Genomic DNA, 21,984 nt, shown 5'->3' with positions numbered 1-21,984 from the left:
TGCCACCCGACGGTATGTTTTCAGCTCCCCTAGTTACTTTCGTTAACAGGTTATCGACCTACAAAAGGATTGCTTTACGACTAACAGTCAACACGGCACGGACTGGCCGGAACCTCCTCCCGTGAGTTACCCTTACGGCTTATGTGTGTTTTCCCACAAGGATTCTAGAATGTCCGAGCCAGTTAAACTGCGCGCTCATAACCAGGCCCATTGCAAGGATTGCAGCCTGGCTCCTCTGTGCCTACCACTTTCCTTGAATTTGGAAGACATGGACGCGCTGGACGAAATCGTCAAACGTGGCCGCCCATTGAAAAAAGGCGAGTTCCTGTTCCGTCAGGGTGACGGCTTCGACTCGGTCTATGCCGTACGTTCAGGTGCCCTGAAAACCTTCAGCCTCAGCGACGGTGGCGAAGAACAGATCACCGGCTTCCACCTGCCCAGCGAATTGGTAGGCCTGTCCGGCATGGACACCGAAAGCCACCCGGTTTCGGCGCAAGCGCTGGAAACCACCTCGGTATGCGAAATCCCCTTTGAACGTCTCGACGAACTGGCCCTGCAATTGCCGCAGTTGCGCCGTCAGTTGATGCGAGTCATGAGCCGCGAGATCCGCGACGATCAGCAAATGATGCTGCTGCTGTCGAAAAAAACTGCCGACGAGCGTATTGCCACTTTTCTGGTCAACCTGTCAGCACGTTTTCGCGCCCGTGGCTTCTCGGCCAACCAGTTCCGCCTAAGCATGTCGCGCAACGAAATCGGCAACTACCTGGGCCTGGCGGTGGAAACCGTATCCCGGGTGTTCACCCGCTTCCAGCAGAACGAACTGATTGCCGCTGAAGGCAAAGAGGTGCACATCCTCAATCCGATCCAGCTCTGCGCCTTGGCCGGCGGCTCGGTAGAAGGCTGATCCACACCTCATGCGACTGAGCCAAGCCGCTCGGTCGCAGGTATACTGGCGCGGCCTATTTTGCCCGCCAGGACACCTGAAGATGGCCTTCGACTCCTTCGACATCAAATCCCTGATTCGCCCTGTCATCGACTTCCCGAAAGCGGGCGTAATCTTCCGTGACATCACCCCTCTGTTCCAGTCTCCCCGAGCCCTGCGCCTGGTGGCCGACAGTTTCGCCCAGCGTTATGTCGAAGCAGACTTCAGCCACATCGGAGCCATGGACGCCCGGGGCTTCCTGATCGGCTCGATCATCGCCTACCAACTGAATAAGCCGCTGATCCTGTTTCGCAAGCAGGGCAAACTGCCGGCGGATGTGCTCGCTGAGGGCTACCAGACCGAGTACGGCGAAGCCTTCCTCGAAGTGCACGCCGACAGCCTGTGCGAAGGTGATTCAGTGCTGATGTTCGATGATCTGATCGCTACCGGCGGCACGCTGATCGCCGCGGCCAATCTGGTCCGGCGCATGGGTGCGAAGATCTATGAAGCCGCCGCCATCATCGACCTGCCGGAACTGGGCGGCTCGCAGAAACTGGAAGACATGGGCATCCCGACCTTCTGCCTGACTCAGTTCTCACTGTCCGAACGCTGAGTCGACTGCTGCCGGCCATCCCCAGTCCCTTCCAGGGGCCGGCAGCCCCACCTGCCTCATCACCCACGGTCAACGCACGGGTGATCAGCCGTCCACTGCGTCGCCGTCCTGGAGCGCCAGCTACTGCGGGCTCCCGGCATCAAAGAATGGGCGCTGCCTTATGACTGACTGCTTGGCAGCGATACGGCAATAAAGCGCGCTGAATCGCGCCAGGGAAGGTATGTAGCAACCGCCGACCACGAGGCCGTGTCGACCATCGATCGCGGCGTGGCGGACTCGCCACAGCCCCAGAACGAACCCTTACTCTGTGGCCGCTGAGCGGCACTCCTGACAAAGTCATCAGCACCATGCTCAGGGACTTTCCGCCTTGGGCCCCATACCCTGCGGCACAAAGAACCGCAGACCGCAGGTGACTGCCTAAAGCCCCATCTGCTTGCTGATGATTTCGTTCATCACCTCACGGGTGCCGCCGCCGATGGAGAGAATGCGGTTATCGCGGTACAGGCGTTCCACCAGGCTTTCGCGCATGTAGCCCATGCCGCCAAGGATCTGCACCGCATCGTTGGTAATGCGATCGGCGGTATCAGTGGCGAAGTTCTTGGCCATGGAGATTTCCTTGATCACACTTTTGCCAGCGGCCATCTTCGCCGCCTGGCGGTAGGTGAACTCCCGAGAGACTTCCAGGGCTGTCGCCATCTCTGCCAGACGATGCTTAAGCACCTGGAACTTGGCAATCGGCTTGCCGAAGGCCTCACGCTCTCGGGCCCATTTCAGGCTTTCCTCCAGGGCCATCTGAGCGGTCATGTTGGCCATCAGCGCCAGGGCCAGGCGCTCGCTCTGGAAGTTGCCCATGATGCAGGCAAACCCCAGGTTCTCGGCACCGATCAGGTTACCCACTGGCACTCGGCAATCGTCGAAGAACAACTCGGCGGTGTCCGAAGCCCACCACCCCATCTTCTTCAACTGCCGACCCACGGTGAAGCCAGGGGTACCTTTCTCGATCAACAGCAGACTGATACCGCCATAACCGGGTTCGCCCGTGCGCACCGCGACAGTATAGAAATCGGCGCGTACGCCGCTGGTAATAAAGGTCTTGCTACCACTGACCCGGTAGTGATCGCCGTCGCGTATCGCACGGGTCTGCAGATTGGCCACGTCCGAGCCACCGCCAGGCTCGGTCACCGCCAGGGCACAGATTTTCTCCCCGGACAGCACCAGCGGCGCGACCCGCTCAGACACCTCGGCACGCGCCCATTTGACGATAGGCGGCAGACCGATATCCAGCGAGCCCAGCCCTGCAACCAAACCACCGGAACCACTGCGCATCAGCTCTTCGCTGGCGGCGATCTTGGCGAACAGGTCACCTTCATGGCTGCCGCCCAGGACTTCGGGATAACCGATACCAAGAATCCCGGCAGCGCCGGCCTTGAGATACAACTCGCGGGGAAAACTCGCGGCCTCCTCCCACTGATCGATCTCGGGGAGGATTTCACGCTCGACGAAACGTCGCACGCTGTCGCGGACCAACTGGTGGCTGGGTTCGAAGTATTCCTGGCAGGCAGACATCGGCAAGCTCCTCTGAAGGGTCGAGGAAACTTACCAAGCGCTTGCTTGGTTTTCAACAAAATCCATCTAGCGTTCGCCTGCAGGAGCCGGCGAACGGAGCGTGAACTACAACGCGATGGGTTTACGCCCCGCAAATGAATGCGCCAGGGTGCCGCCATCCACCAGCTCCAGCTCACCTCCCAGCGGCACGCCGTGGGCAATGCGCGAAGTGATCAGACCTTTGTTGGCCAAGAGCTGGGCGATGTAATGGGCCGTCGCTTCACCTTCCACCGTGGGGTTGGTGGCCAGGATCACTTCGCTGAAGCTGTCCTGCTCTGCGATCCGCGCCAGCAACTGGGGAATGCCGATAGCTTCCGGACCCAGGCCGTCCAGGGGCGACAAGTGCCCTTTGAGGACGAAGTAGCGACCGCGATAACCGGTCTGCTCCACTGCGTACACATCCATCGGCCCCTCCACCACACACAGCAAGCTGTCGTCACGACGCGGATCGGCACACTGCGGGCACAGCTCGTCTTCAGTCAGGGTTCGGCATTGGCGGCAATGCCCCACGCCTTCCATGGCCAGGCTCAGGGCCTGGGCCAGGCGCAAGCCGCCGCTGCGATCACGCTCGAGCAACTGCAAGGCCATGCGCTGGGCGGTTTTCTGACCCACGCCTGGCAAAGTACGCAGGGCATCGATCAGTTGGCGAATCAGGGGGCTGAAGCTCATGGGCAAAGGTCCGACAAAACAACGAGACGCGGTTTATACCCGCGCCTCGGGGTAGCGTCAAATGCTCGCGTCCGAGGCGACCTTGATCACCAGCTTGCCGAAGTTGCGCCCTTCCAACAGGCCGATAAAGGCTTGCGGCGCCTGCTCCAGGCCCTCGACCACGTCCTCCTTGAACTTGACCTTGCCTTCGCGCACCCAGGGCGCCATGGCCTTGATGAACTCCGAGTGCCGGTCGCCGTAGTCGTCAAAGACGATAAAGCCCTGGATACGCACCCGCTTGGTCAGCAGCGAGCGCTGCAACAGCGGCAGGCGGTCCGGGCCCGGAGGCAACTCCTGGGCGTTGTATTGGGCGATCAATCCACACAGGGGAATACGCGCCTTGGGATTGAGCAAGGGCAGTACCGCATCGAACACCTTGCCACCGACATTCTCGAAGTAGATGTCCACGCCCTTGAAGCAGGCCTGCGCCAGCTCATCGGCGAAGTCGGCGCTCTTGTGGTCGATGCACGCATCGAACCCCAGCGCCTCAACCACGTAGCGGCATTTCTCGGCACCGCCGGCTACGCCCACCACCCGCAGCCCCTTGAGCTTCGCTACCTGCCCGACCACGGAGCCAACCGCGCCGGACGCAGCGCCCACCACCAGGGTTTCCCCGGCCTTGGGCTGGCCAATGTCCATCAGCCCCATATAAGCCGTCATCCCGGGCATGCCCAGCACACCCAGGGCCATGGACGGGCTAGGCAGGCCCGACGGCACCGGGATCAGGCTACGGCCATCGCAAATGCAGTGGCTTTGCCAACCGGTGGCGCCCACCACCAGATCGCCCTCCTGGAACTTCGGGTTCAGCGAACGCTCGACCCGACTGACAGCTCCACCGGTCATGACCTCGCCTATCTCCACCGGGGCGGCATAGGACGGCGCGTCACTCATGCGCCCGCGCATGTAGGGATCCAGGGACAAGTAGAGGGTCTTCAATAACACCTGGCCATCCGCCAGTTCCGCCAAGGCCACGCGCTCCAGGCGGAAGTTTTCCGGAACCGGCGCGCCCTGGGGACGGGACACCAGCACCACACGCTGATTGAGGGTCAATGTCTGCGGCATCCTGGACACTCCTTTAAGCAAGCTTGAATGAAACTGCATAGGGTGCAGACCCTGGGCGGGCCCTGGCGTTCGATGTTTCTAGCAAAGGGCGTGATCCAGCCTTCACCGAACAATCAGCGCCTACAACAGCTCAAGCCCAGGCAAGAGCTGTCTTGCCTGGGACGATGCGCTTATCGACAGCACAAAAAAAGCCAGGCTCGAGGCCTGGCTTGTTTAATCCATCCAATGCACCTGGACGAATCAGAATGGCAGCTTCATGCCGGGTGGCAGTTGCATGCCAGCGGTCATGCCGGACATTTTGTCCTGGCTGTTGGACTCGATCTTGCGGACCGCGTCGTTCACTGCAGCGGCGAACAGGTCTTCCAGTACTTCGCGGTCGTCTTCGCTGACACCTTCCAGCAGGCTCGGATCGATGCTCACACGCTTGATGTCGTGACGACCGGTCATGACCACAGTGACCATGTCGCCGCCGGCCTTGCCGGTGACTTCAGCGTTGGCCAGTTCTTCCTGCATCTTGGCCATTTTTTCCTGCATCTGCTGTGCCTGCTTCATCAGGCCGGCCATGCCACCTTTCATCATGGGAATTACCTCAAATTACGCGGGATAGAAACAGCGCCCGACCCGTGGCCCGGCGCCCTTTAAGTGATCAGCCCTGGGCGGCCAGGGCCTCGACAGGTTCAATAGTATCGTGACGCACCACCGCACCGAACTCCTTGACCATCTGCTGGATGAACGGATCCGCGTGGATCGATTCCTCCGCCTCGCGCTGGCGGTTGGCACGGCGTCGTGAGGCTGCCTGGGCCGGGGTTTCCTGCTCGGGCTTGATCAGCTCGATCGCGAGGTTCAGGGTGCGCCCGTGGTGCTGGTTCAACGCATCGTTGAGCCGGCGCTGCTGGGTGGCGTTGAACAGTGCGCTGTGGGCCGGGTCCAGGTGCAGCAACCAATTGTCACCGTCCACAGCCATCAGTGTGCAGTTGGCGGCGATGCTCCCGGTCATGCCGGAGATCGGCAATTTCGGAAACAGTTGCAACCACTCCAGGGCCAGGCCGGTGGCCGGCTGGGCAGCAGGTTCCGGTTCGGGTTCAGGAGCTGGCTCGGCGGCGTGCTCACTGGCCAGCTCATCGAGGTAGCTGTAGGCCGAATCCATATCCGGCTCGATGTAGTCCTCGTCCAGCGGCGGCTCATCGTCCAGGTCGATCCCCGGAGTGGCGGTATCGACATCGGCAACGCTTGGCTCGGGCACCGGTGCATTGACCCATTCCGGCGCATCCGGCACCACGCTGTCCGGGGTAGGCGTCGGCATCGGCGTCAGTTCGGGCTGTTCGGCGGCCACCTCCAACACCGGTTCCACAGCCGGTTGCTGGTCGATCGGCGGCTCCGCCGGGTCGTTCCAAGGCAGGTCGATCACCGGTTCAGCGACCACCGGTTCAGGCGCGACTGCAACCACCTCGGCAACAGGCTGCGCGACGGTTTCAGGCGCGACCGCCGGAGCAACCGCCGGAGCAACCGGGGCACTGGCAACAGGAGCAACAGCAGTTACAGGCACAGCAGGTGCTGGTACCGCCACGGCTTGGGCGGAATCAACTGTGGCCTGGCTGATCCCCACTGGCTTTAGTAGCTGTCTCGGTGCATCTGCGGTATCCGCCGGGCGGAACGCCAGCATCCGCAGCAGGACCATTTCGAAGCCTCCTCGCGGATCCGGCGCCAATGGCAGGTCGCGACGGCCGATCAGGCCCATCTGGTAATAGAACTGCACGTCTTCGGCTGGCAGCGCCTGGGCCAGGGCCAGCACCCGGTCACGGTCGCCCTGTCCGTTGTCGACCCCTTCCGGCAGCGCCTGGGCAATCGCTACCCGGTGCAAGACGTTGAGAATTTCCGAAAGCACGCCGTTCCAGTCCGGGCCCTGCTCCGCCAGATGACGCACCGCTTCCAGCAATGCCTTGGCGTCGCCGTTGATCAGCGCATGCAGGACGTCGTAGACCTGACCGTGATCAAGGGTGCCGAGCATCGCCCGTACATCGGCGGCCATGACCTTGCCTTCACCAAAGGCGATGGCCTGGTCGGTGAGACTCATGGCATCACGCATCGAGCCGTCGGCAGCGCGACCCAGCAGCCACAGCGCGTCGTCTTCGAACGGCACATTCTCCACGCCGAGGACGTGGCTCAAGTGCTCGACCACGCGCTCGGGGGTCATGTTCTTCAGGGAGAACTGCAAGCAGCGGGACAGGATGGTCGCCGGCAGCTTCTGTGGATCAGTGGTCGCCAGGATGAACTTGACGTAGGGTGGCGGCTCTTCGAGAGTCTTGAGCAAGGCGTTGAACGAGTGGCTGGAGAGCATGTGCACTTCGTCGATCAGGTAGACCTTGAAGCGCCCGCGGCTCGGTGCGTACTGCACGTTATCCAGCAGTTCACGAGTGTCCTCGACCTTGGTCCGGCTCGCGGCGTCGATCTCGATCAGGTCGACAAAACGCCCCTCATCGATCTCGCGGCACACCGAACAGGTGCCACACGGCGTGGAAGTGATGCCAGTTTCACAATTCAGGCATTTGGCAATGATTCGCGCGATGGTGGTCTTGCCCACCCCGCGAGTGCCGGTAAACAGATAGGCGTGGTGCAGCCGTTGGCTGTCCAAGGCATTGATCAGAGCCTTGAGCACATGGGTCTGGCCGACCATTTCGCGGAACGAGCGCGGACGCCATTTACGTGCAAGAACCTGATAACTCATCGAAAACCGTCGCAACTGGAAAGCGGAAGCCGGTAATGCTAGCGGAGCAAGGGCGAAATTGCATCCGGCGCGCTCGTCTAATCTGTCTAAGCTGCATTTTGCAAAGGATTGCCCGCCCGTTGAGCCGTGGAGATCATATGCGTTTGACTTGGGGCGCCCTGCTTCTCCTCAGTACCGGCCTGGAGGCCGCAGAGCCGCCTTTGCGCTTTGTCATCGCCGACAGCTGGGCCATGCCGACCATCCAGGTCGAGGGTGATCAACCCACCGCCGGTATCCTCTACGACACCATGAACAGCCTGGCCCGGCACTTGGGCACCCACGCCGAGTTCCACGTCCTGGCCCGGGCCCGGGTGCAAAACGCCATGGCCCAGGGTGAAGTCGATATACGCTGCTACGCGGCCCAGGCCTGGTTGCCGAACCTGTCCGGGGATTATCTATGGAGCGTGCCACTGTTCGAGCAACGCAACCTGCTGGTGAGCAGCAGCCAGATTCCCGCCGTGGTCAATCTGCAGGAGTTGTCCCGCCAGCACATCGGCACCGTCCTCAGCTACACCTACACCCCCTTGCAGCCGTTGTTCGACGCCAACCAGCTGATTCGCGATGACGCCCGCAACGAGGAACAGGTATTACGCAAGCTAGTGGTCGGGCGTTACCGCTACGCCATCGCCAGCCAATGGACCTTGGACTGGTTCAACAAGACCCAGGCATCAGGCAACCCGCTGTACAGCGTCGCCATGCTCCAGGAGCAAGCCGTCAGCTGCTATGTGCGCAACGACCCGGCGGTGCCTGCACAGCGGATTCTGCGGACCCTGCAGAAAATGAAGGTGTCCGGCGAGATCGATGCCATCGTCCAGCGCTACGTCGACCTGCAGCCCCACGCTCAAGCCTCTGGCACTGCCTCACCCTGAACTGCGCCGCAGCGCCATGGCCGTGGTGGCTCGAAGCTCAGCACCCAGGTCAAAACCGCATCGGCCGGCATCGGCGCGGCAATAAAGTCTCCCTGAGCCACCTCACAGCCCAGAGCCATCAGTTGCTCGCCATGCGCCAGGCTCTCCAGCCCCTCGGCGACCACCTGCCGGCCAAATGCCCGGGCCAGGCCCACCAAAGCCTGGATCAGCGCCTGATCGTCCCTGTCGTGAAGTATGTCGCGGACAAACAGCCGGTCGATCTTGATGGTCTGGGTGCGCAGTCGCTTGAGGTAGCTGAGGGATGAATTGCCGGTGCCGAAATCCCCCAGGGAAAACTGCACGCCAAGGCCCTGGCACGCATCGAGGCAATCGCTGACCCGCTGGATATTGTCGACCGCCACTGACTCGACGATCTCCAGGTCCAGCAATTGCGGCGAGACATCCGGGTAATGATCGAGCATGCCCTTGAGCCGCTCGACAAAATCCGTGCGCTGAAAATGCCGCGCCGCGATATTCAGGCTTACCGGCCAGGCATGCCCCGCCGCTTGCCAGCATTGCACCTGGGTCATTACCTGGTCCATGACCCACTCGCCGATGTCGACGATCAGGTCGGTCTCCTCCACCGGTGGCAGAAACTCCTGGGAGGCGAGCATGCCGCGCTGCGGGTGCTGCCAGCGCAGCATTGCCTCGAACCCCACCACCGCACCGCTACGCATATTGACCTTGGGCTGGAAATACAGGTGCAGCTCGCCAGTATTCAACGCTTGGCGCACCTGTTCGACGGTCTGGTAGGTGACCATCACCTCGCGATCACGCAGGACATCGAACAAATGGAAGCGATTGCGCCCGCTTTGCTTGGCTACGTACATGGCCTGGTCGGCGTGGCGCAACAAGGTGTCGGCGTCATGGTTATCGGTGGGGAACAGGGTCACGCCAATGCTGGCAAAGACGTTGATGTCCTTGCCCTGGATCGTATACGGCTGGGAAATGGTGGTCAGCACCCGCTGCAACGCTGCGCGCAACTCAAGCATGTCGCGCACATAACGCAGGATCAGCACAAACTCGTCACCGGCCAGCCGCGCCACCACATCCTCACCACGGATGATCGAGCGCAGGCGCGCAGCCACTTCCACCAGCAGCAGGTCACCGCAGGCGTGTCCGTAGCCATCGTTGACTGCCTTGAAGCCGTCGAGATCAAGCATGCACACCGCCAGGGGAATATCCTCCTGGCGGGAGAATTCTAGGGCCTGATGCAGCAAGTCCGACAGAAAGGCCCGGTTGGGCAAGCCGGTAAGTACGTCATGTCCGACCCGCCATTGCAGCGAGTGCAGCAACTGGCGCTTCTCGCTGACATCGAAACGGATCGATACGTAACGCACCACCTTGCCGGAGCGCTGATCCACCAGCGGCACCATGGTGCTGTCGACCCAGTACAGGCTGCCGTCCTTGGCGCGATTACAGATCTCGCCCTTCCACACCTGTCCCTGGGTGATGGTCTGCCACAGCCCGGTAAAGAACTCTTGCGGGTGCAGCCCGGAACTGAGCATCCGGTGGTTGGCACCGATCAGCTCTTCGCGGCTATAGCCCGACACCTGGCAGAACAGGTCATTGACATAGGTGATGCTGCCGCCGAGATCAGTCTCGGAGAAGATGGCGGCGGCATCGACGGCCCTGCGGTATTTCTCATCCATGAGTCAAACTCACTGTCGCTAGCGGTTGAACCGCTCGACCAGGGCACGCAACCCGGAAGAGATGTTTTCCAGCTCAGCGCCGCGAACCACTCCGGCGCTGGCATTCTCGGCAGTGCGCTGCACCGTGGCAGCGACACTGTTGATCTGTTCGGAAACCGATTCGGCTACATGTGACTGCTCCTGGGATGCCGCGGCCATTTGCTGGCTCATGTCAGTAATGCGCTCAACCGCCGCGCCGATCCCCTGCAAGGCCTGCTGCGCCTGCAACACCTGTTGCACGCCCTGTTCGGCTTCCTCTATGCCCAGGCTGGCAATTTGCACCGCTTCATCGGCACCGGCCCGCAGGCTCTGGATGATCCCCTGAATCTGCTGGGTCGATTCGCGAGTCTTGCCGGCCAGGGCCCGCACCTCGTCGGCGACCACGGCAAATCCGCGGCCTTGCTCACCGGCCCTGGCGGCCTCGATCGCGGCATTCAGGGCCAGCAGGTTGGTCTGGTCGGCAATCGCCTGGATCATGCTCGCCGCCACCATGATGTCCTGGGTCTGTCCGGCCAGGTCGCCCACCGCCTGGTTGATCTGGGTGACGGTGCGGGCCAGCAGCTGGATGGCATCGCGCGAAGTGCCCGCCACCTGGCTGCCCTGCTGGGCCAGGAGGTTGGCGGTATGGGCCTCGCTGGCAGTGTGCTGCACATGTTCGGCCACCTCGGTGATCGAGGCGGCCATCTGGGTCATGGCGGCAGCGGTCATGTCGGTCTCGGCCCGCTGCTCCAGCAGGGCCGACTCGGTGCGACTGGACAGCAGGCTGGAGTCGGCCGCCGCCGTAGCCATCTGCCGCGCCAGATCGCTGAGACGGGTCAAGGCGGTTTTCAGCCGCGCCTCTTCGCTGACCAGGACCATCTGCAACTGCGCCGCCGGCCCCAGCGCTTCGCTGTAGGCCAGGGCACAGATCGGATCGGCAAAGGTGTTCGGGGTGCTGCTGACAATCTGCTTGAGCTGCTGCCCCAAGCGCCGCTGGGCCAGCAGCCCGACAGCGACGAACCCCGCAACCGTCACCCCTTGCGCCGCCGCCGTTGGCAGCCAGTTGAACGCCGCCAGGCAACCCACCGCCACTGCCACCGGCAGCAGCAGCGGACGGGCTGCGGCTTCCATGCGCCGCCAGACCGAGACCGGTGACTTGTTAGCCCGCAACCGCGCATAAAGGACCTCGGCGCGACTCACCTGTTCCCGGGTCGGCTTGACCCGGACCGACTCGTAACCCACCAGCCGTCCATCCTCGAGAATCGGCGTGACATAAGCACTGACCCAATAGAAATTGCCGTTCTTGCAGCGGTTCTTCACCACGCCCATCCAGCTCTGGCCGGCCTTCAAGTAGCCCCACATCGACTCGAATACCGCCGCCGGCATATCCGGGTGGCGCACCAGGTTATGGGGGCTGCCAACCAGCTCGGCCTGGCTGAAACCACTCATGGCAGCGAACTCGGCATTGCAATAGGTAATCTGACTATTGGTATCGGTGGCGGATATGAGCCGCTGCTGGTCGGGAAAGGTCTGCTCAATAGAGGTGACCGGCAAATTGAGACGCACTTTAGAACTCCATAGACAGCCTGCGATCAATAGTTACCGGAGCCCGGCAATAGATTGATTCGCGATGTACTTTCCAGGCAGTACGACTCAATCGAAAGGGTCGCCCTGATTGCAGCCGTACAGCGGTTTGCGCGGCAGTTGACCGTCGATTCGACGGAGATCAACTAGGATCAGATAAGGCGTCAGGCAGGGACGACAGACGGACTGTTGGCGGGATTAACGAGACGTTCTAGCCTCTACCAAGTCCTCGGTTTAGGTGAACAAGGGAAATGCAATGATTTCTTGTTTCATAAACCTGCCTTCTGAAACTAGATCACCAAATACCTGTTCGAAGCGCCGATTCTACGAAATACATCACATTTTGCAAAGCAAGGTGATGAATCATGGTGTTGTCTAATGCAAAGATTTATCGTTAAGTTCTTGATTCTAAATGGGAATTGAGCGATGCAAATTTCAAGTTTGGGTGCAGCCATCAGGCGCTATCGAAAGTTAGCGGGGCTTACTCAGGCTGAACTAGGTGAAAAAACCGGTTTTGACCCAAAAACCATCAGCCGCTTCGAAACCGGCACCTACACCCCCAGCGTTGAAGCTCTATTTCTGCTAGCCGAAGTACTGGGAGTGAAGCTGAAAGCCTTCTTTGCCGATCTGGGTGACGAAGAGGAACAGCGGGCTTATTTGTTCGGTGTCATTCATAAAGCCACCCCGAAGGATCTGGGAAAGCTGATAGCAGCGGTAGACCAGGCCTTGTCCAAGCCTTGAGCCCCGCAACAAATCAACAAGAAGAGGCACACTTATCAACCCTGATAAGTTGGCCTCTTTTTTAATCCATGACTCCTGACAGGAACTGACAGCCTCCGCGCATAAGCTCGTGCCTGCAGCACAGCCCAAGGACCCTGGAGTCGTCATGATCAGCAACACCTATTTCCTGCTCTATGTGGACAGCCCCGCCGTCAGTGCGGAGTTCTACCGCCGCCTGCTGGATAAACCGCCGGTGGAGTCATCGCCGACCTTTGCCCTGTTCATTCTCGACTCGGGGATCAAGCTCGGCCTGTGGTCCCGCCATACCGTGGAACCGAGCGCCCAGGCTGCCGGGGGTGGCGGCGAACTGGGCTGGGCAGTGGACAGTCGCGAAGCGGTGGATGAACTTCATCGGCACTGGCAAGCCCTGGGAATGACCATTGCCCAAGCGCCGAGCATGATGGATTTCGGCTACACTCTGGTCGCCCTCGATCCGGACGGGCATCGCTTGCGCGTGCTGCACCTGACTGCCGACTAGGCCGATGACAATCAGCCGGCGCGAGCCCCAGCACCGCCCTTCTACTGCCAGCTCTTCGCCGGCTGACAGAAATAAATAGAAACGTCTCATTGAGCCGACCGGTACTCATCGTTATCCTCCCCGCCGACTTGTCACCGTTTGTAAGGGAATACGATGAAGTACCTGCACCTCCTCATGGCGGCGGCCATCCTCTGCGCCACACCATTCTTTGCTTGTGCCGCCACCTCGAATGAGGGCAAGGACGCCGAGCCACAGACCGCCGAGCAATTTCTCGCCTCGCTCTCCCAGCGCCACGGCAACATCAAGCTGCCCGGGGATATTGCCAGCCTCGACCTGAGCAACGAGTTTTACTACCTCTCTCCCAAGGACACCGAGAAGCTGCTCACTGAAGGCTGGGGCAACCCGCCAGGCTTCAGCACCCTGGGCATGATCGTGCCCAGCGCGGTCAGCCCGCTGTCCGCCGAAGGCTGGGGCGTGATCATCAGCTACAAGGATGACGGCCACATCTCCGACGCCGACGCAGAGAAGATCAACTATCAGGACCTGCTCAAAGAGATGCAGGAAGCGGACAAGGAAGACAATCAGCAGCGCAAGGAACAGGGCTACAGCGCCATCCACCTGCTGGGCTGGGCCGAACAGCCGAGCTACGACGCGCAGTCCCACAAGATGTACTGGGCCCGCGAGCTCAAGGCCGAAGGGGCAGAGAGCAACACCCTGAACTACAGCATCCGCGTGCTGGGGCGCGAAGGCGTGCTGGAACTCAATGCAGTCGCCTCCATGGACGACCTGGCCACCATCAAGCGCGAAATACCCAAAGTGCTGGCCTTCACCAACTTCACCGACGGCAACCGTTACGCCGACTACAACCCAAGCACCGACAAGCTGGCCTCCTACGGCCTGGCCGCACTGGTAGCCGGCGGTATCGCCAGCAAGGCCGGGCTGTTCGCCAAACTCGGGGTATTGCTCCTGGCCGGCAAGAAATTCATCGTCCTGGGCGTACTTGCCATCGCCGCGTTCGCCGGCAGGCTGTTCAAGAAAAAGAGCTGATCTACCGAGCATGACGCCCCGCTCCCAGGGGCGTTATGGCTTATCAATCACCCCGCGCGCCTCCTGACGCTCCCTTGGCAAGATCGTCGATCGGCCGAGGCGCCGCTGCCGCCAACGCCCCTCCAACTGCATGGCCATCACACTGCCCAGCACCACCGCCGCCCCCAGCACCACGCCAGATTGCACTGATTCACCCAGTACCGTTGCGGCCAACAGCATCGCCACCGGCGGGATCAGGTACATGGCGATTGACGCCCGACTGACCTCAACCCGCGCCAACACATAAGCCCAGGCCAGATACGCCAACGCACTGGGAAACACCCCCAGCAACAACACCGCCACATTCACCCGCCACGACGCCTGGAGCACCGCCTGCGCCAACCCCGGCGTATACACCGACAATAACAACGTACCGCACCAAACCATGTAGCAGACCGTGGTCAAGACCCCGTAGCGTCCGGAAAAGCGCCGCTGCAAGACGAAGTACAGCCCCCAGGAGAACGCCGCCAACAACACCAGCAAGCCGCGAGGCTCGATCGCCCCTAGCCCCTTGTCACCCACAACCACCAACACCGCCCCCGCCAGCCCCATAACCACACATCCCCAGCGCCAACCGCTGACCGGTTCCTTGAGCCAGAAAAAGGCAATCAGCGAACTGAAGATCGGCGCCGATTGCGCCAGCACGCTGGACGCCCCGGCACTCAACCCTTGTTGCCCATAGTTGAGGCTGACGTGATGCAGAGCGATGGCAAAGAACCCCAGCACCAGCAACCAGGGCAGATCGCGCCAGTGCGGCCGGGATATTTTCATCAGCAGTGCGATCCCTACCATGAACAGCGAAGCAATCAAAAAGCGCAGCAGTGCCAAATGCCCAGGGCTGTAGCCCTCAAGGCCGATATGAATGCCCACCGGCGAATAGCCCCAACAGAGAATGACCGCAGCAGTAGCCAGCACCAGCTTGAACATCGGCGAAATCGTCACAAGGAAGACACCCTGATAGAAAGAACAGCAGTGTCCCGCCCTCTACAGCTCACCACAATTAACCGATACTGAGCTCATTCCTCACTGGAAATGAGCAATGGAACTGACCCAACTGAAGATGGTGAAGGCCGTAGCCCGCACCGGCAGCATCGCCCGCGCGGCCGAGCAACTGCATTGCGTGCCGTCCAACATCAGCAATCGCCTCAAGCAACTGGAAAGCGAACTCGGCACCCCGCTGTTCACCCGCGCCGGGCGTGGCCTGAAAATCAGCCCTGCCGGGGAAATCTTCCTTGGCTACAGCGAGCGCATCCTGGCCCTGGTGGACGAAGCCAAGCGCGCGCTGGACAGCCAGGCCGAACCCTGCGGCCTGCTGCGCCTGGGCTCGATCGAATCCTGCGCAGGCGGACGCCTGCCGCCACTGCTGGCGGAATACCATCGGCGTTACCCACAAGTCAGTGTGGAATTGGTGACGGGCACCTGGTCGCAACTCTTTGATGAACTGCAACACCAGCGCATCGACGGCGCGCTGGTGGCCATCGACAGCCTGCCGGCGAAACTGCAGCAGACGGTGCTTTACCGCGAACCCCTGGTGCTGATTTCCAGCGCCGCCAGCGCGCCGATCCGCAGTGCCAATGACCTGCAGGGGCAAACCCTGTTCATGTGGCCACCAGGCTGCCCCTATCGTCGCGCCCTGGAAACCTGGCTGGGTAAACATGGGCTGGACCTGCCGATTACCGGCTATGCCAGTTGGGGCACCATCATCGGCTGCGTCAGCGTGGGCGCGGGTGTCTCGCTGATTCCGCAAGGCGTGCTGGAGCGCTACTCGCAATCGGCGACGCTGACCGTGCAGCACTTCAGCGACCTACTGCCAGTGGACAACCGCTTTGTCTGGCACAAGGATGTGCAACGGCATCCCGCTAGGGATGCGTTTGCCCAATTGTTGCGGGAAAAACTGGGGGCATGACAGGGGCCGTTTCACCCCGCAAACGAACCAAGCGATTCGACGTCGCATATTGCGGTGCGATTTCACAAGCACTACGGGCTATCACCCAGAGAGTTGCGAGCGCTGATTTAACCAGGAGTCAGACACTCGTCATTGCGGATGCCGCTCCAACACAGCAGCGATGAAGGGTGCCTTTTGTGCGAGATATTCGCCAATACCCTGCCGATTGCTTGCTTCGAGCCGAAGCTTCAGGTCCTGGTATTGCTGGCGGAGGTCGCCGTCCTGTCGCAACAAATCGCGAAAACGCAGCATGCGCCCAATCTGCTCATGGCCGCCGGTGCAGACATGCACCTTGTGGGTTCGCACACCGTCGACATCTCGCCGATAAAAGTGATGCCCCACTGAAAGATCGCTGCCCCGGACATAACCCAACGTGCTCATGAAAGCATTGCGCGCCGCTTCCCCCCGGTGCTCCGAGACCACAACCAAGAGATCGATCTCCGGCTTGGCCGCCAGCCCAGAGACCGCGGTGCTACCGACATGATGAATAGCCACCAGCTCGCCGCCAAATCCCTTGATTATGCGGTCTTTCTCGGCGAGGAATCCAAGTGGCCACTGACAGTCGTAAAGGGAAATTTTACTGGTTAACGCCATTACCACTCCTTTCTCCGCAGAAGCATCTCGAGAGATCAATCTCGGCTAGCAATCCCTGGCACCTCGCCTGAGGCCGGTGTCCAGCGTTTTCGAACAGCCCGGAGTTGAAAATATGGCGGCGATTAAATCACAGGCACGAAAAAATCCACGCAGCCAGGACGCTGTGCAGAGACGAAATTTTATGGGTTCTGATCAAACTCGTTGAGGACCAACGAGAGCGTTATGGAGGCAACCCCACCAGCCACACCCCGGCACACAATGTTCCCGCTGTGGCTGCTGCCTTCCGGCTCTGACCAGGTTCACGGGTAATCGTTGCGGGGGGACCGATGGGGTCACCATAACGACGCTTGCCTGTCGGCGAGCCGCGCCATTGTACCTATCTGAGTTGAACTTACAACCGCTCGTTGCAGATTAAAAAATCTGATGAGCTTCAAGCACTTGGATGCCGCACCGAGTAAAACCCCACTGCCCTCCCCCGACACACGCCTGCCACACCTGCAGAGCCCCCTCCGTAGTGCAGGAACAATCCTGCTCGCGATACAGGGGCTGCGGAATAACGTTGATACCTTCGCGAGCAAGCTCGCCCCTCTACCACAGCCAGCGGTCAATCCAGGGACAGTACCTCGTCAGCACAGCCGCCTTTCTGCTGGATCACCAAGTGGATGAAATGCAGTTTGGCGATCACCGCAGGGGGCAGGATGAAAGGGTAGAAGTCCGGCTGCCCCATGCTGCGTGACAACTCGTTGAGCATTCCCGCCAGTTCGATCCAGGCATTGACGAAGGCCAGGAACGCCGGACCACCGGGATGCTGCGGATCGTACAGGGTGGCCAGGAGAAATGGCTGGTAGTCGAGATCCATGTCGCGAGCGCTCATGCCGAAACCAAGGGCGGTGTCCACCGCGTCCATCATGTGCAGGTAGTGGGCCCAGGTTTCTGCCCAGTCTTCCCAGGGGTGCATCGTGGCATAGGCGCTGACATGGCTCTGTTGCCAGCCAATCGGTGCGCCTTCCTGGTAGTGCCGGTCCAGGGCTTCGGCGTAGCTGTAGCGCTCGTCACCAAACAGGCTGCGAAAGGGTTCCAGCCACTCGCTATTGGCAATCAAGCGGTCCCAGTAGTAGTGCCCCACCTCATGGCGAAAATGCCCAAGCAGGGTGCGATAAGGCTCGTGCATCTGCGCCCGAACCTGTTCGCGATGGGCGTCGTCAGCTTCCTTGATATCCAGGGTGATCAGGCCATTGGCATGCCCGGTAATAGGCGCCCTGCCCTCCAGGTCGATACCGATGAAGTCGAAGGCCAGCCCAGCATCTTCGTCTTCGCTCTTGGGGATGACCTGCAGCCCCAGGTCAACCAATTGCGCCACTAGCCGGCGCTTGGCGATTTCCACCTTGCGCCAACGCTCAGGATTCTCAGGCACCGAAAGATCGGGAATAGTGCGATTCAGACTACAGGCCACACACAGGCTGCCGGTCAGGTGGGCAGGCAGCAACCAGTTGCAGGCTGCAGGGGTATCGAGATTGGCGCAGCGTTTGAACGCACCCGCTTCGGGCTTGGCATCGAACACCCAGGTTTCAGCCGCAGGCCCTGGCTGCAGAGAGGATAAACAACTCAATGGCGCGGCATAGCCAAGCATGGCCGAACAGGCCAGGCACTGGCTGTTGCGAAAGAACAGCGACTGCCCGCAGCGGCACGACCAGAGCTTGCCATTGCGTGAACGATCACCCACAAAGGGCGCGGCGATTCGGGAACTGAGCTGCTCGAAGAAACGGTACATGACGAATCCTCCCTGAGGCTGCCAAGACTAGATCATCCTGGCTGCGTCATCGTTCCCTCAGCCTTGTAGGAGACGGCTTACCGGCGAAAGGCTTCACCGGCAAGCCGTCCCTTGCCACTCAGGCCGGAATGGAGATGCCGTGCTGCGCAAGGAACGCAACGAAAGCCTCTTCGTCCAGCACCTTGAGGCCCAGCTCGCTGGCCTTGGCCAGCTTGGAACCCGCGCCAGGACCGGCCACCACACAGTGGGTTTTCGCCGAGACGGAACCTGCCACCTTGGCACCCAGGCTTTCCAATTTGTCCTTGGCCACATCACGGCTCATCAGCTCCAGGGAGCCGGTGAGCACCCAGGTCTGCCCTGCCAAAGGCAAGCCCTCAACGACCTTCTTCTCGCTTTGCCAGTGCATGCCGAACGCCTTGAGTTGATCCTCAATGGCCTGGGCCAGCTGGGCGTTGCTCGGGTTGTCGAAAAACTCGCGTACCGACTTGGCCTGTTTCTCTGGCAGAGCCTGGCGCATATCCAGCCAGTCAGCAGCAATCACCCCCTGCAGGGAGCCGAACTTGTCCGCCAGTTTCTGCGCGGCGCCCGGGCCCACCGAGGGGATATTGAGCTTGTCGAGCATGCCGCCCAGGGTGGTACTGGCGGCGAACTCCGCGCCCAGATCGCCCTGATCCTGCAACACCAGGCCGCACTGGTCCTCGGCCAGCAAGGCACCGATCACTTGCTGGTTATGGCTGTCTTCAAAGAAGCTATGAATCTCGTGAGCCACTTCCAAGCCCACGTCCGGCAGATAGGTCAGCACCTGGGGCAGTGCCTGCTGGACCCGCTCCAAAGCTCCCAGGGAACGTGCCAGCACCTTGGCGGTTTCTTCACCGACATCCGGGATACCCAAGGCATAGATGAACCGCGCCAGCGCCGGGCGCTTGCTGTCCTCAATAGCCTTGAGCAGCTTGTTGCTGGAAACCTCGGCAAAGCCTTCCAGGTCGATGATCTGTTCGTACTTGAGCTGGTAGAGATCTGCCGGCGAGGCAATGAGCTTTTCATCCACCAATTGCTCGATGGTCTTGTCCCCCAGGCCTTCAATGTCCATGGCGCGGCGGGAGACGAAGTGGATGATCGCCTGCTTGAGCTGGGCAGCACAGGCCAGGCGGCCGACGCAGCGATACACCGCACCTTCGCTGACGGTTTCCCGGCCTTTGCTGCGCTTGACCAACTGCGTGCGCTCAACGTGGGAACCACAGACCGGACAGCTCTCGGGAATCTGCACCGGCCGGGCATTCTCGGGACGCCGCTCGGCGACCACCTGCACCACTTGCGGAATCACGTCGCCGGCGCGACGGATGATCACCGTGTCACCAATCATCAGACCCAGGCGCGCCACTTCGTCCATGTTGTGCAAGGTGGCATTGGATACGGTGACCCCAGCCACCTTGACCGGTTTCAAGCGCGCGACAGGAGTTACCGCGCCAGTGCGGCCGACCTGGAACTCCACGTCCAGCAGCTCAGTAAGCTCCTCCATCGCCGGGAATTTATGGGCAATGGCCCAGCGCGGCTCCCGGGCACGGAAGCCCAGCTCACGCTGGGAGGCAATGCTGTTGACCTTGAACACCACGCCGTCGATTTCATACGGCAGCGCATTACGTCGCTCACCGATCTCACGGTAATAATCCAGACACTCATCGATACCCTTGGCCAGCCGCAACTCATGACTGATGGGCATGCCCCAGCGCTTGAGCTGCTCCAGGTTGCCGATATGGGTGTCGGCGATATCGGCGCTCACCTGGCCCAGCCCGTAGCAGCAGAATTCCAGGGGCCGGCTGGCGGTGATCTTCGAATCCAGCTGGCGCAGGCTGCCTGCGGCGGCATTGCGCGGGTTGGCGAAGGTCTTGCCGCCCGACTCCAGCTGCGCGGCGTTCAGGCGCTCGAAACCGGCCTTGGACATGAACACTTCACCGCGCACCTCCAGAGTTGCCGGCCAGCCGCTGCCTTGCAGCTTGAGCGGAATGTTGCGCACGGTGCGCACGTTGACGCTGATGTCTTCACCGGTGGTGCCGTCGCCACGGGTAGCGCCACGCACCAGCACACCGTCCTGGTACAGCAAGCTGACCGCCAGGCCATCGAGCTTGGGCTCGCAACTGTACTCCACCGCCGCACCACCACCGAACAGGTCGCCCGCCGGCAGATCCAGGCCTTCGGTGACCCGTCGATCGAACTCGCGCATGTCGACTTCTTCGAAGGCGTTGCCCAGGCTGAGCATAGGGACTTCATGACGCACTTGAGTGAAGGCCGAGAGCGCTGCACTGCCGACGCGCTGAGTAGGCGAATCGCTGGTTACCAGTTGCGGATGCTCGGCTTCCAGGGCCTTGAGCTCGTGGTACAGCCGGTCGTACTCCACGTCCGGGATGCTCGGCTCGTCGAGCACGTGGTAGCGGTAATTGTGCTGGTCCAGCTCAGCGCGCAGCTCAAGAATGCGGGTTTCGGCGGCGGTCATGGGAGGTTCTCTCAAAAAGCAAAAGAGCAGCCTAGGCTGCTCGATCTGAAGATAGGGGCACAGGCGTCGCTGGCAAGCCAGCACCTACAAGAGGAGCTGGCTGCGAGAGCTTAGCGCTTTTGGGTCAGGGCACGGCGCTCGAATTCGACGATACGCTGACGGTAGTGCTCGATGGTCTGGGCGGTCAGGACGCTGCGCTGATCATCCTTGAGCTCGCCGTTGAGTTCCTGGGACAGCTTGCGGGCCGCCGCAACCATCACGTCGAAGGCTTGCTTCGGGTGACGCGGGCCAGGCAAGCCAAGGAAGAAGCTCACTGCCGGAGTACTGAAGTGGTCGATGTCGTCCAGGTCAAACACCCCGGGCTTGACTGCGTTAGCCATGGAGAACAGCACCTCGCCATTACCGGCCATGCTTTCGTGGCGATGGAAAATATCCATCTCGCCAAAGCGCAGGCCGCTTTCAAGGATGTTCTGCAGCAGTGCCGGGCCTTTGAAGCCCGCGGTGTCACGGCAAATAACGCTGATCACCAGCACTTCTTCGGCTTGCGGTTGTTCCTTGTCGATATGACTGGCGGACTTGCCTTCATCGGCCGGGAAGTCGTCGTCGCGGCTGCTGAAGCTCGGGCCGTTGTCCAGGTCCAGATCCAGGTTGAGGTCGCCCTGATGAGGCTCACCACCACGCTTGCTGCGCTTGGACGAAGAGTTTTCCCGTGGCTCGCGGGCAGACATGCTCACCGACGGCAGATCATGCTCGTCCAGTTGTGGCTCTTTATGGTTGTCCAGCACCCGAGGCGGACCCAGCAACTCGGCACCGCCGCCTTCCTCATCCGGCAAATTGGAAAGACTTCGATCAAGACGGAATTTCAACTTCCCCTTGCCGCCGCGCATACGCCGCCAGCCATCAAAAAGAATACCGGCGATAACAATAATGCCGATGACGATCAGCCACTCGCGCAGACCGATTTCCATGTAATCCCGTGCCTCTATAAAAAATGCTGAAAAAT

Annotated in this window: 19 protein-coding genes, 1 other RNA gene and 1 pseudogene; 7 read left to right on the top strand and 14 right to left on the bottom strand. The window is 60.9% G+C overall.

Features of this window, described 5'->3' with window-relative positions:
* The first annotated feature begins 169 nt into the window (after positions 1-169).
* Both fnr and GV818_RS15535 read left to right on the top strand, forming a co-directional pair.
* On the top strand, positions 170-904 hold the full coding sequence (fnr, locus tag GV818_RS15540) for a fumarate/nitrate reduction transcriptional regulator Fnr (RefSeq protein ID WP_161753207.1): 735 nt from the start codon (positions 170-172) through the stop codon (positions 902-904).
* An 82-nt stretch (positions 905-986) separates the two neighbouring features.
* Positions 987-1,535: an adenine phosphoribosyltransferase gene (locus GV818_RS15535; RefSeq protein ID WP_161753209.1), complete on the top strand. Its 549-nt coding sequence runs from the start codon at positions 987-989 to the stop codon at positions 1,533-1,535.
* 417 nt (positions 1,536-1,952) lie between these two features.
* Here GV818_RS15535 and GV818_RS15530 read toward each other — a convergent pair whose 3' ends face one another.
* The 5 genes from GV818_RS15530 to dnaX all read right to left on the bottom strand — a co-directional run bounded on the left by GV818_RS15530 (position 1,953) and on the right by dnaX (position 7,635).
* Positions 1,953-3,101 carry an acyl-CoA dehydrogenase family protein gene (locus GV818_RS15530; RefSeq protein WP_161753211.1) on the bottom strand — a complete coding sequence of 383 codons (1,149 nt, stop codon included), beginning with the start codon at positions 3,099-3,101 and terminating at the stop codon, positions 1,953-1,955.
* 105 nt (positions 3,102-3,206) lie between these two features.
* Positions 3,207-3,809 (bottom strand): recombination mediator RecR, encoded by a 603-nt coding sequence (gene recR, locus GV818_RS15525; protein WP_161753213.1) that lies wholly within the window; start codon positions 3,807-3,809, stop codon positions 3,207-3,209.
* Between the two features lie 57 nt (positions 3,810-3,866).
* Positions 3,867-4,910 (bottom strand): NADP-dependent oxidoreductase, encoded by a 1,044-nt coding sequence (locus tag GV818_RS15520; RefSeq protein WP_161753215.1) that lies wholly within the window; start codon positions 4,908-4,910, stop codon positions 3,867-3,869.
* A gap of 240 nt (positions 4,911-5,150) precedes the next feature.
* Positions 5,151-5,489 (bottom strand): YbaB/EbfC family nucleoid-associated protein, encoded by a 339-nt coding sequence (locus GV818_RS15515; RefSeq protein WP_161753217.1) that lies wholly within the window; start codon positions 5,487-5,489, stop codon positions 5,151-5,153.
* Between the two features lie 67 nt (positions 5,490-5,556).
* Positions 5,557-7,635, bottom strand: a complete 2,079-nt coding sequence (gene dnaX, locus GV818_RS15510; RefSeq protein ID WP_161776948.1) for a DNA polymerase III subunit gamma/tau — start codon at positions 7,633-7,635, stop codon at positions 5,557-5,559.
* Positions 7,636-7,772: 137 nt separating this feature from the next.
* On the opposite strand from dnaX, the gene GV818_RS15505 reads away from it, so the two are divergent.
* Positions 7,773-8,543 carry a substrate-binding periplasmic protein gene (locus tag GV818_RS15505; RefSeq protein ID WP_161753221.1) on the top strand — a complete coding sequence of 257 codons (771 nt, stop codon included), beginning with the start codon at positions 7,773-7,775 and terminating at the stop codon, positions 8,541-8,543.
* Here the strand turns inward: GV818_RS15505 and GV818_RS15500 are convergent.
* The 3 genes and pseudogenes from GV818_RS15500 to GV818_RS35040 all read right to left on the bottom strand — a co-directional run.
* Positions 8,516-10,234, bottom strand: a complete 1,719-nt coding sequence (locus GV818_RS15500) for a putative bifunctional diguanylate cyclase/phosphodiesterase (RefSeq protein ID WP_161776947.1) — start codon at positions 10,232-10,234, stop codon at positions 8,516-8,518. The two genes, GV818_RS15505 and GV818_RS15500, sit on opposite strands and share 28 nt — an antisense overlap.
* An 18-nt stretch (positions 10,235-10,252) precedes the next feature.
* Positions 10,253-11,362, bottom strand: coding sequence for a methyl-accepting chemotaxis protein (locus tag GV818_RS15495; RefSeq protein WP_434738395.1), 1,110 nt, complete (start codon positions 11,360-11,362; stop codon positions 10,253-10,255).
* A gap of 174 nt (positions 11,363-11,536) precedes the next feature.
* Positions 11,537-11,818, bottom strand: a pseudogene (locus tag GV818_RS35040) (PAS domain-containing protein); the annotation flags it as partial.
* Positions 11,819-12,262: 444 nt separating this feature from the next.
* On the opposite strand from GV818_RS35040, the gene GV818_RS15490 reads away from it, so the two are divergent.
* From GV818_RS15490 to GV818_RS15480, 3 genes are all read left to right on the top strand, one after another.
* Positions 12,263-12,577, top strand: coding sequence for a helix-turn-helix domain-containing protein (locus GV818_RS15490; protein ID WP_161753227.1), 315 nt, complete (start codon positions 12,263-12,265; stop codon positions 12,575-12,577).
* Positions 12,578-12,722: 145 nt separating this feature from the next.
* Positions 12,723-13,094, top strand: a complete 372-nt coding sequence (locus tag GV818_RS15485; RefSeq protein ID WP_161776945.1) for a VOC family protein — start codon at positions 12,723-12,725, stop codon at positions 13,092-13,094.
* A gap of 153 nt (positions 13,095-13,247) precedes the next feature.
* Positions 13,248-14,141, top strand: a complete 894-nt coding sequence (locus GV818_RS15480) for a DUF2167 domain-containing protein (RefSeq protein ID WP_161753230.1) — start codon at positions 13,248-13,250, stop codon at positions 14,139-14,141.
* A gap of 33 nt (positions 14,142-14,174) precedes the next feature.
* Here GV818_RS15480 and GV818_RS15475 read toward each other — a convergent pair whose 3' ends face one another.
* Positions 14,175-15,107: a DMT family transporter gene (locus GV818_RS15475; RefSeq protein ID WP_178124936.1), complete on the bottom strand. Its 933-nt coding sequence runs from the start codon at positions 15,105-15,107 to the stop codon at positions 14,175-14,177.
* A 112-nt stretch (positions 15,108-15,219) separates the two neighbouring features.
* On the opposite strand from GV818_RS15475, the gene GV818_RS15470 reads away from it, so the two are divergent.
* Positions 15,220-16,086, top strand: coding sequence for a LysR family transcriptional regulator (locus tag GV818_RS15470; protein WP_161776943.1), 867 nt, complete (start codon positions 15,220-15,222; stop codon positions 16,084-16,086).
* A 129-nt stretch (positions 16,087-16,215) separates the two neighbouring features.
* Here GV818_RS15470 and GV818_RS15465 read toward each other — a convergent pair whose 3' ends face one another.
* The 5 genes from GV818_RS15465 to zipA all read right to left on the bottom strand — a co-directional run bounded on the left by GV818_RS15465 (position 16,216) and on the right by zipA (position 21,949).
* Complete coding sequence (locus GV818_RS15465; protein WP_161776942.1) at positions 16,216-16,719, bottom strand: GrpB family protein; 504 nt, start codon at positions 16,717-16,719, stop codon at positions 16,216-16,218.
* 232 nt (positions 16,720-16,951) lie between these two features.
* An RNA gene (gene ffs / locus GV818_RS15460) (signal recognition particle sRNA small type) lies at positions 16,952-17,048 on the bottom strand.
* A gap of 275 nt (positions 17,049-17,323) precedes the next feature.
* Positions 17,324-18,490 carry a zinc-binding metallopeptidase family protein gene (locus GV818_RS15455; RefSeq protein WP_161776941.1) on the bottom strand — a complete coding sequence of 389 codons (1,167 nt, stop codon included), beginning with the start codon at positions 18,488-18,490 and terminating at the stop codon, positions 17,324-17,326.
* 118 nt (positions 18,491-18,608) lie between these two features.
* Positions 18,609-20,981: an NAD-dependent DNA ligase LigA gene (gene ligA, locus GV818_RS15450; protein WP_161753240.1), complete on the bottom strand. Its 2,373-nt coding sequence runs from the start codon at positions 20,979-20,981 to the stop codon at positions 18,609-18,611.
* A gap of 110 nt (positions 20,982-21,091) precedes the next feature.
* Positions 21,092-21,949: a cell division protein ZipA gene (gene zipA, locus GV818_RS15445; protein WP_161753242.1), complete on the bottom strand. Its 858-nt coding sequence runs from the start codon at positions 21,947-21,949 to the stop codon at positions 21,092-21,094.
* Between the last annotated feature and the right edge of the window lie 35 nt (positions 21,950-21,984).

This window comes from Pseudomonas sp. Fl4BN1 (assembly GCF_009908285.1).
Lineage (GTDB): Bacteria > Pseudomonadota > Gammaproteobacteria > Pseudomonadales > Pseudomonadaceae > Aquipseudomonas.
This window is presented reverse-complemented; position numbering and strand designations above follow the sequence as displayed.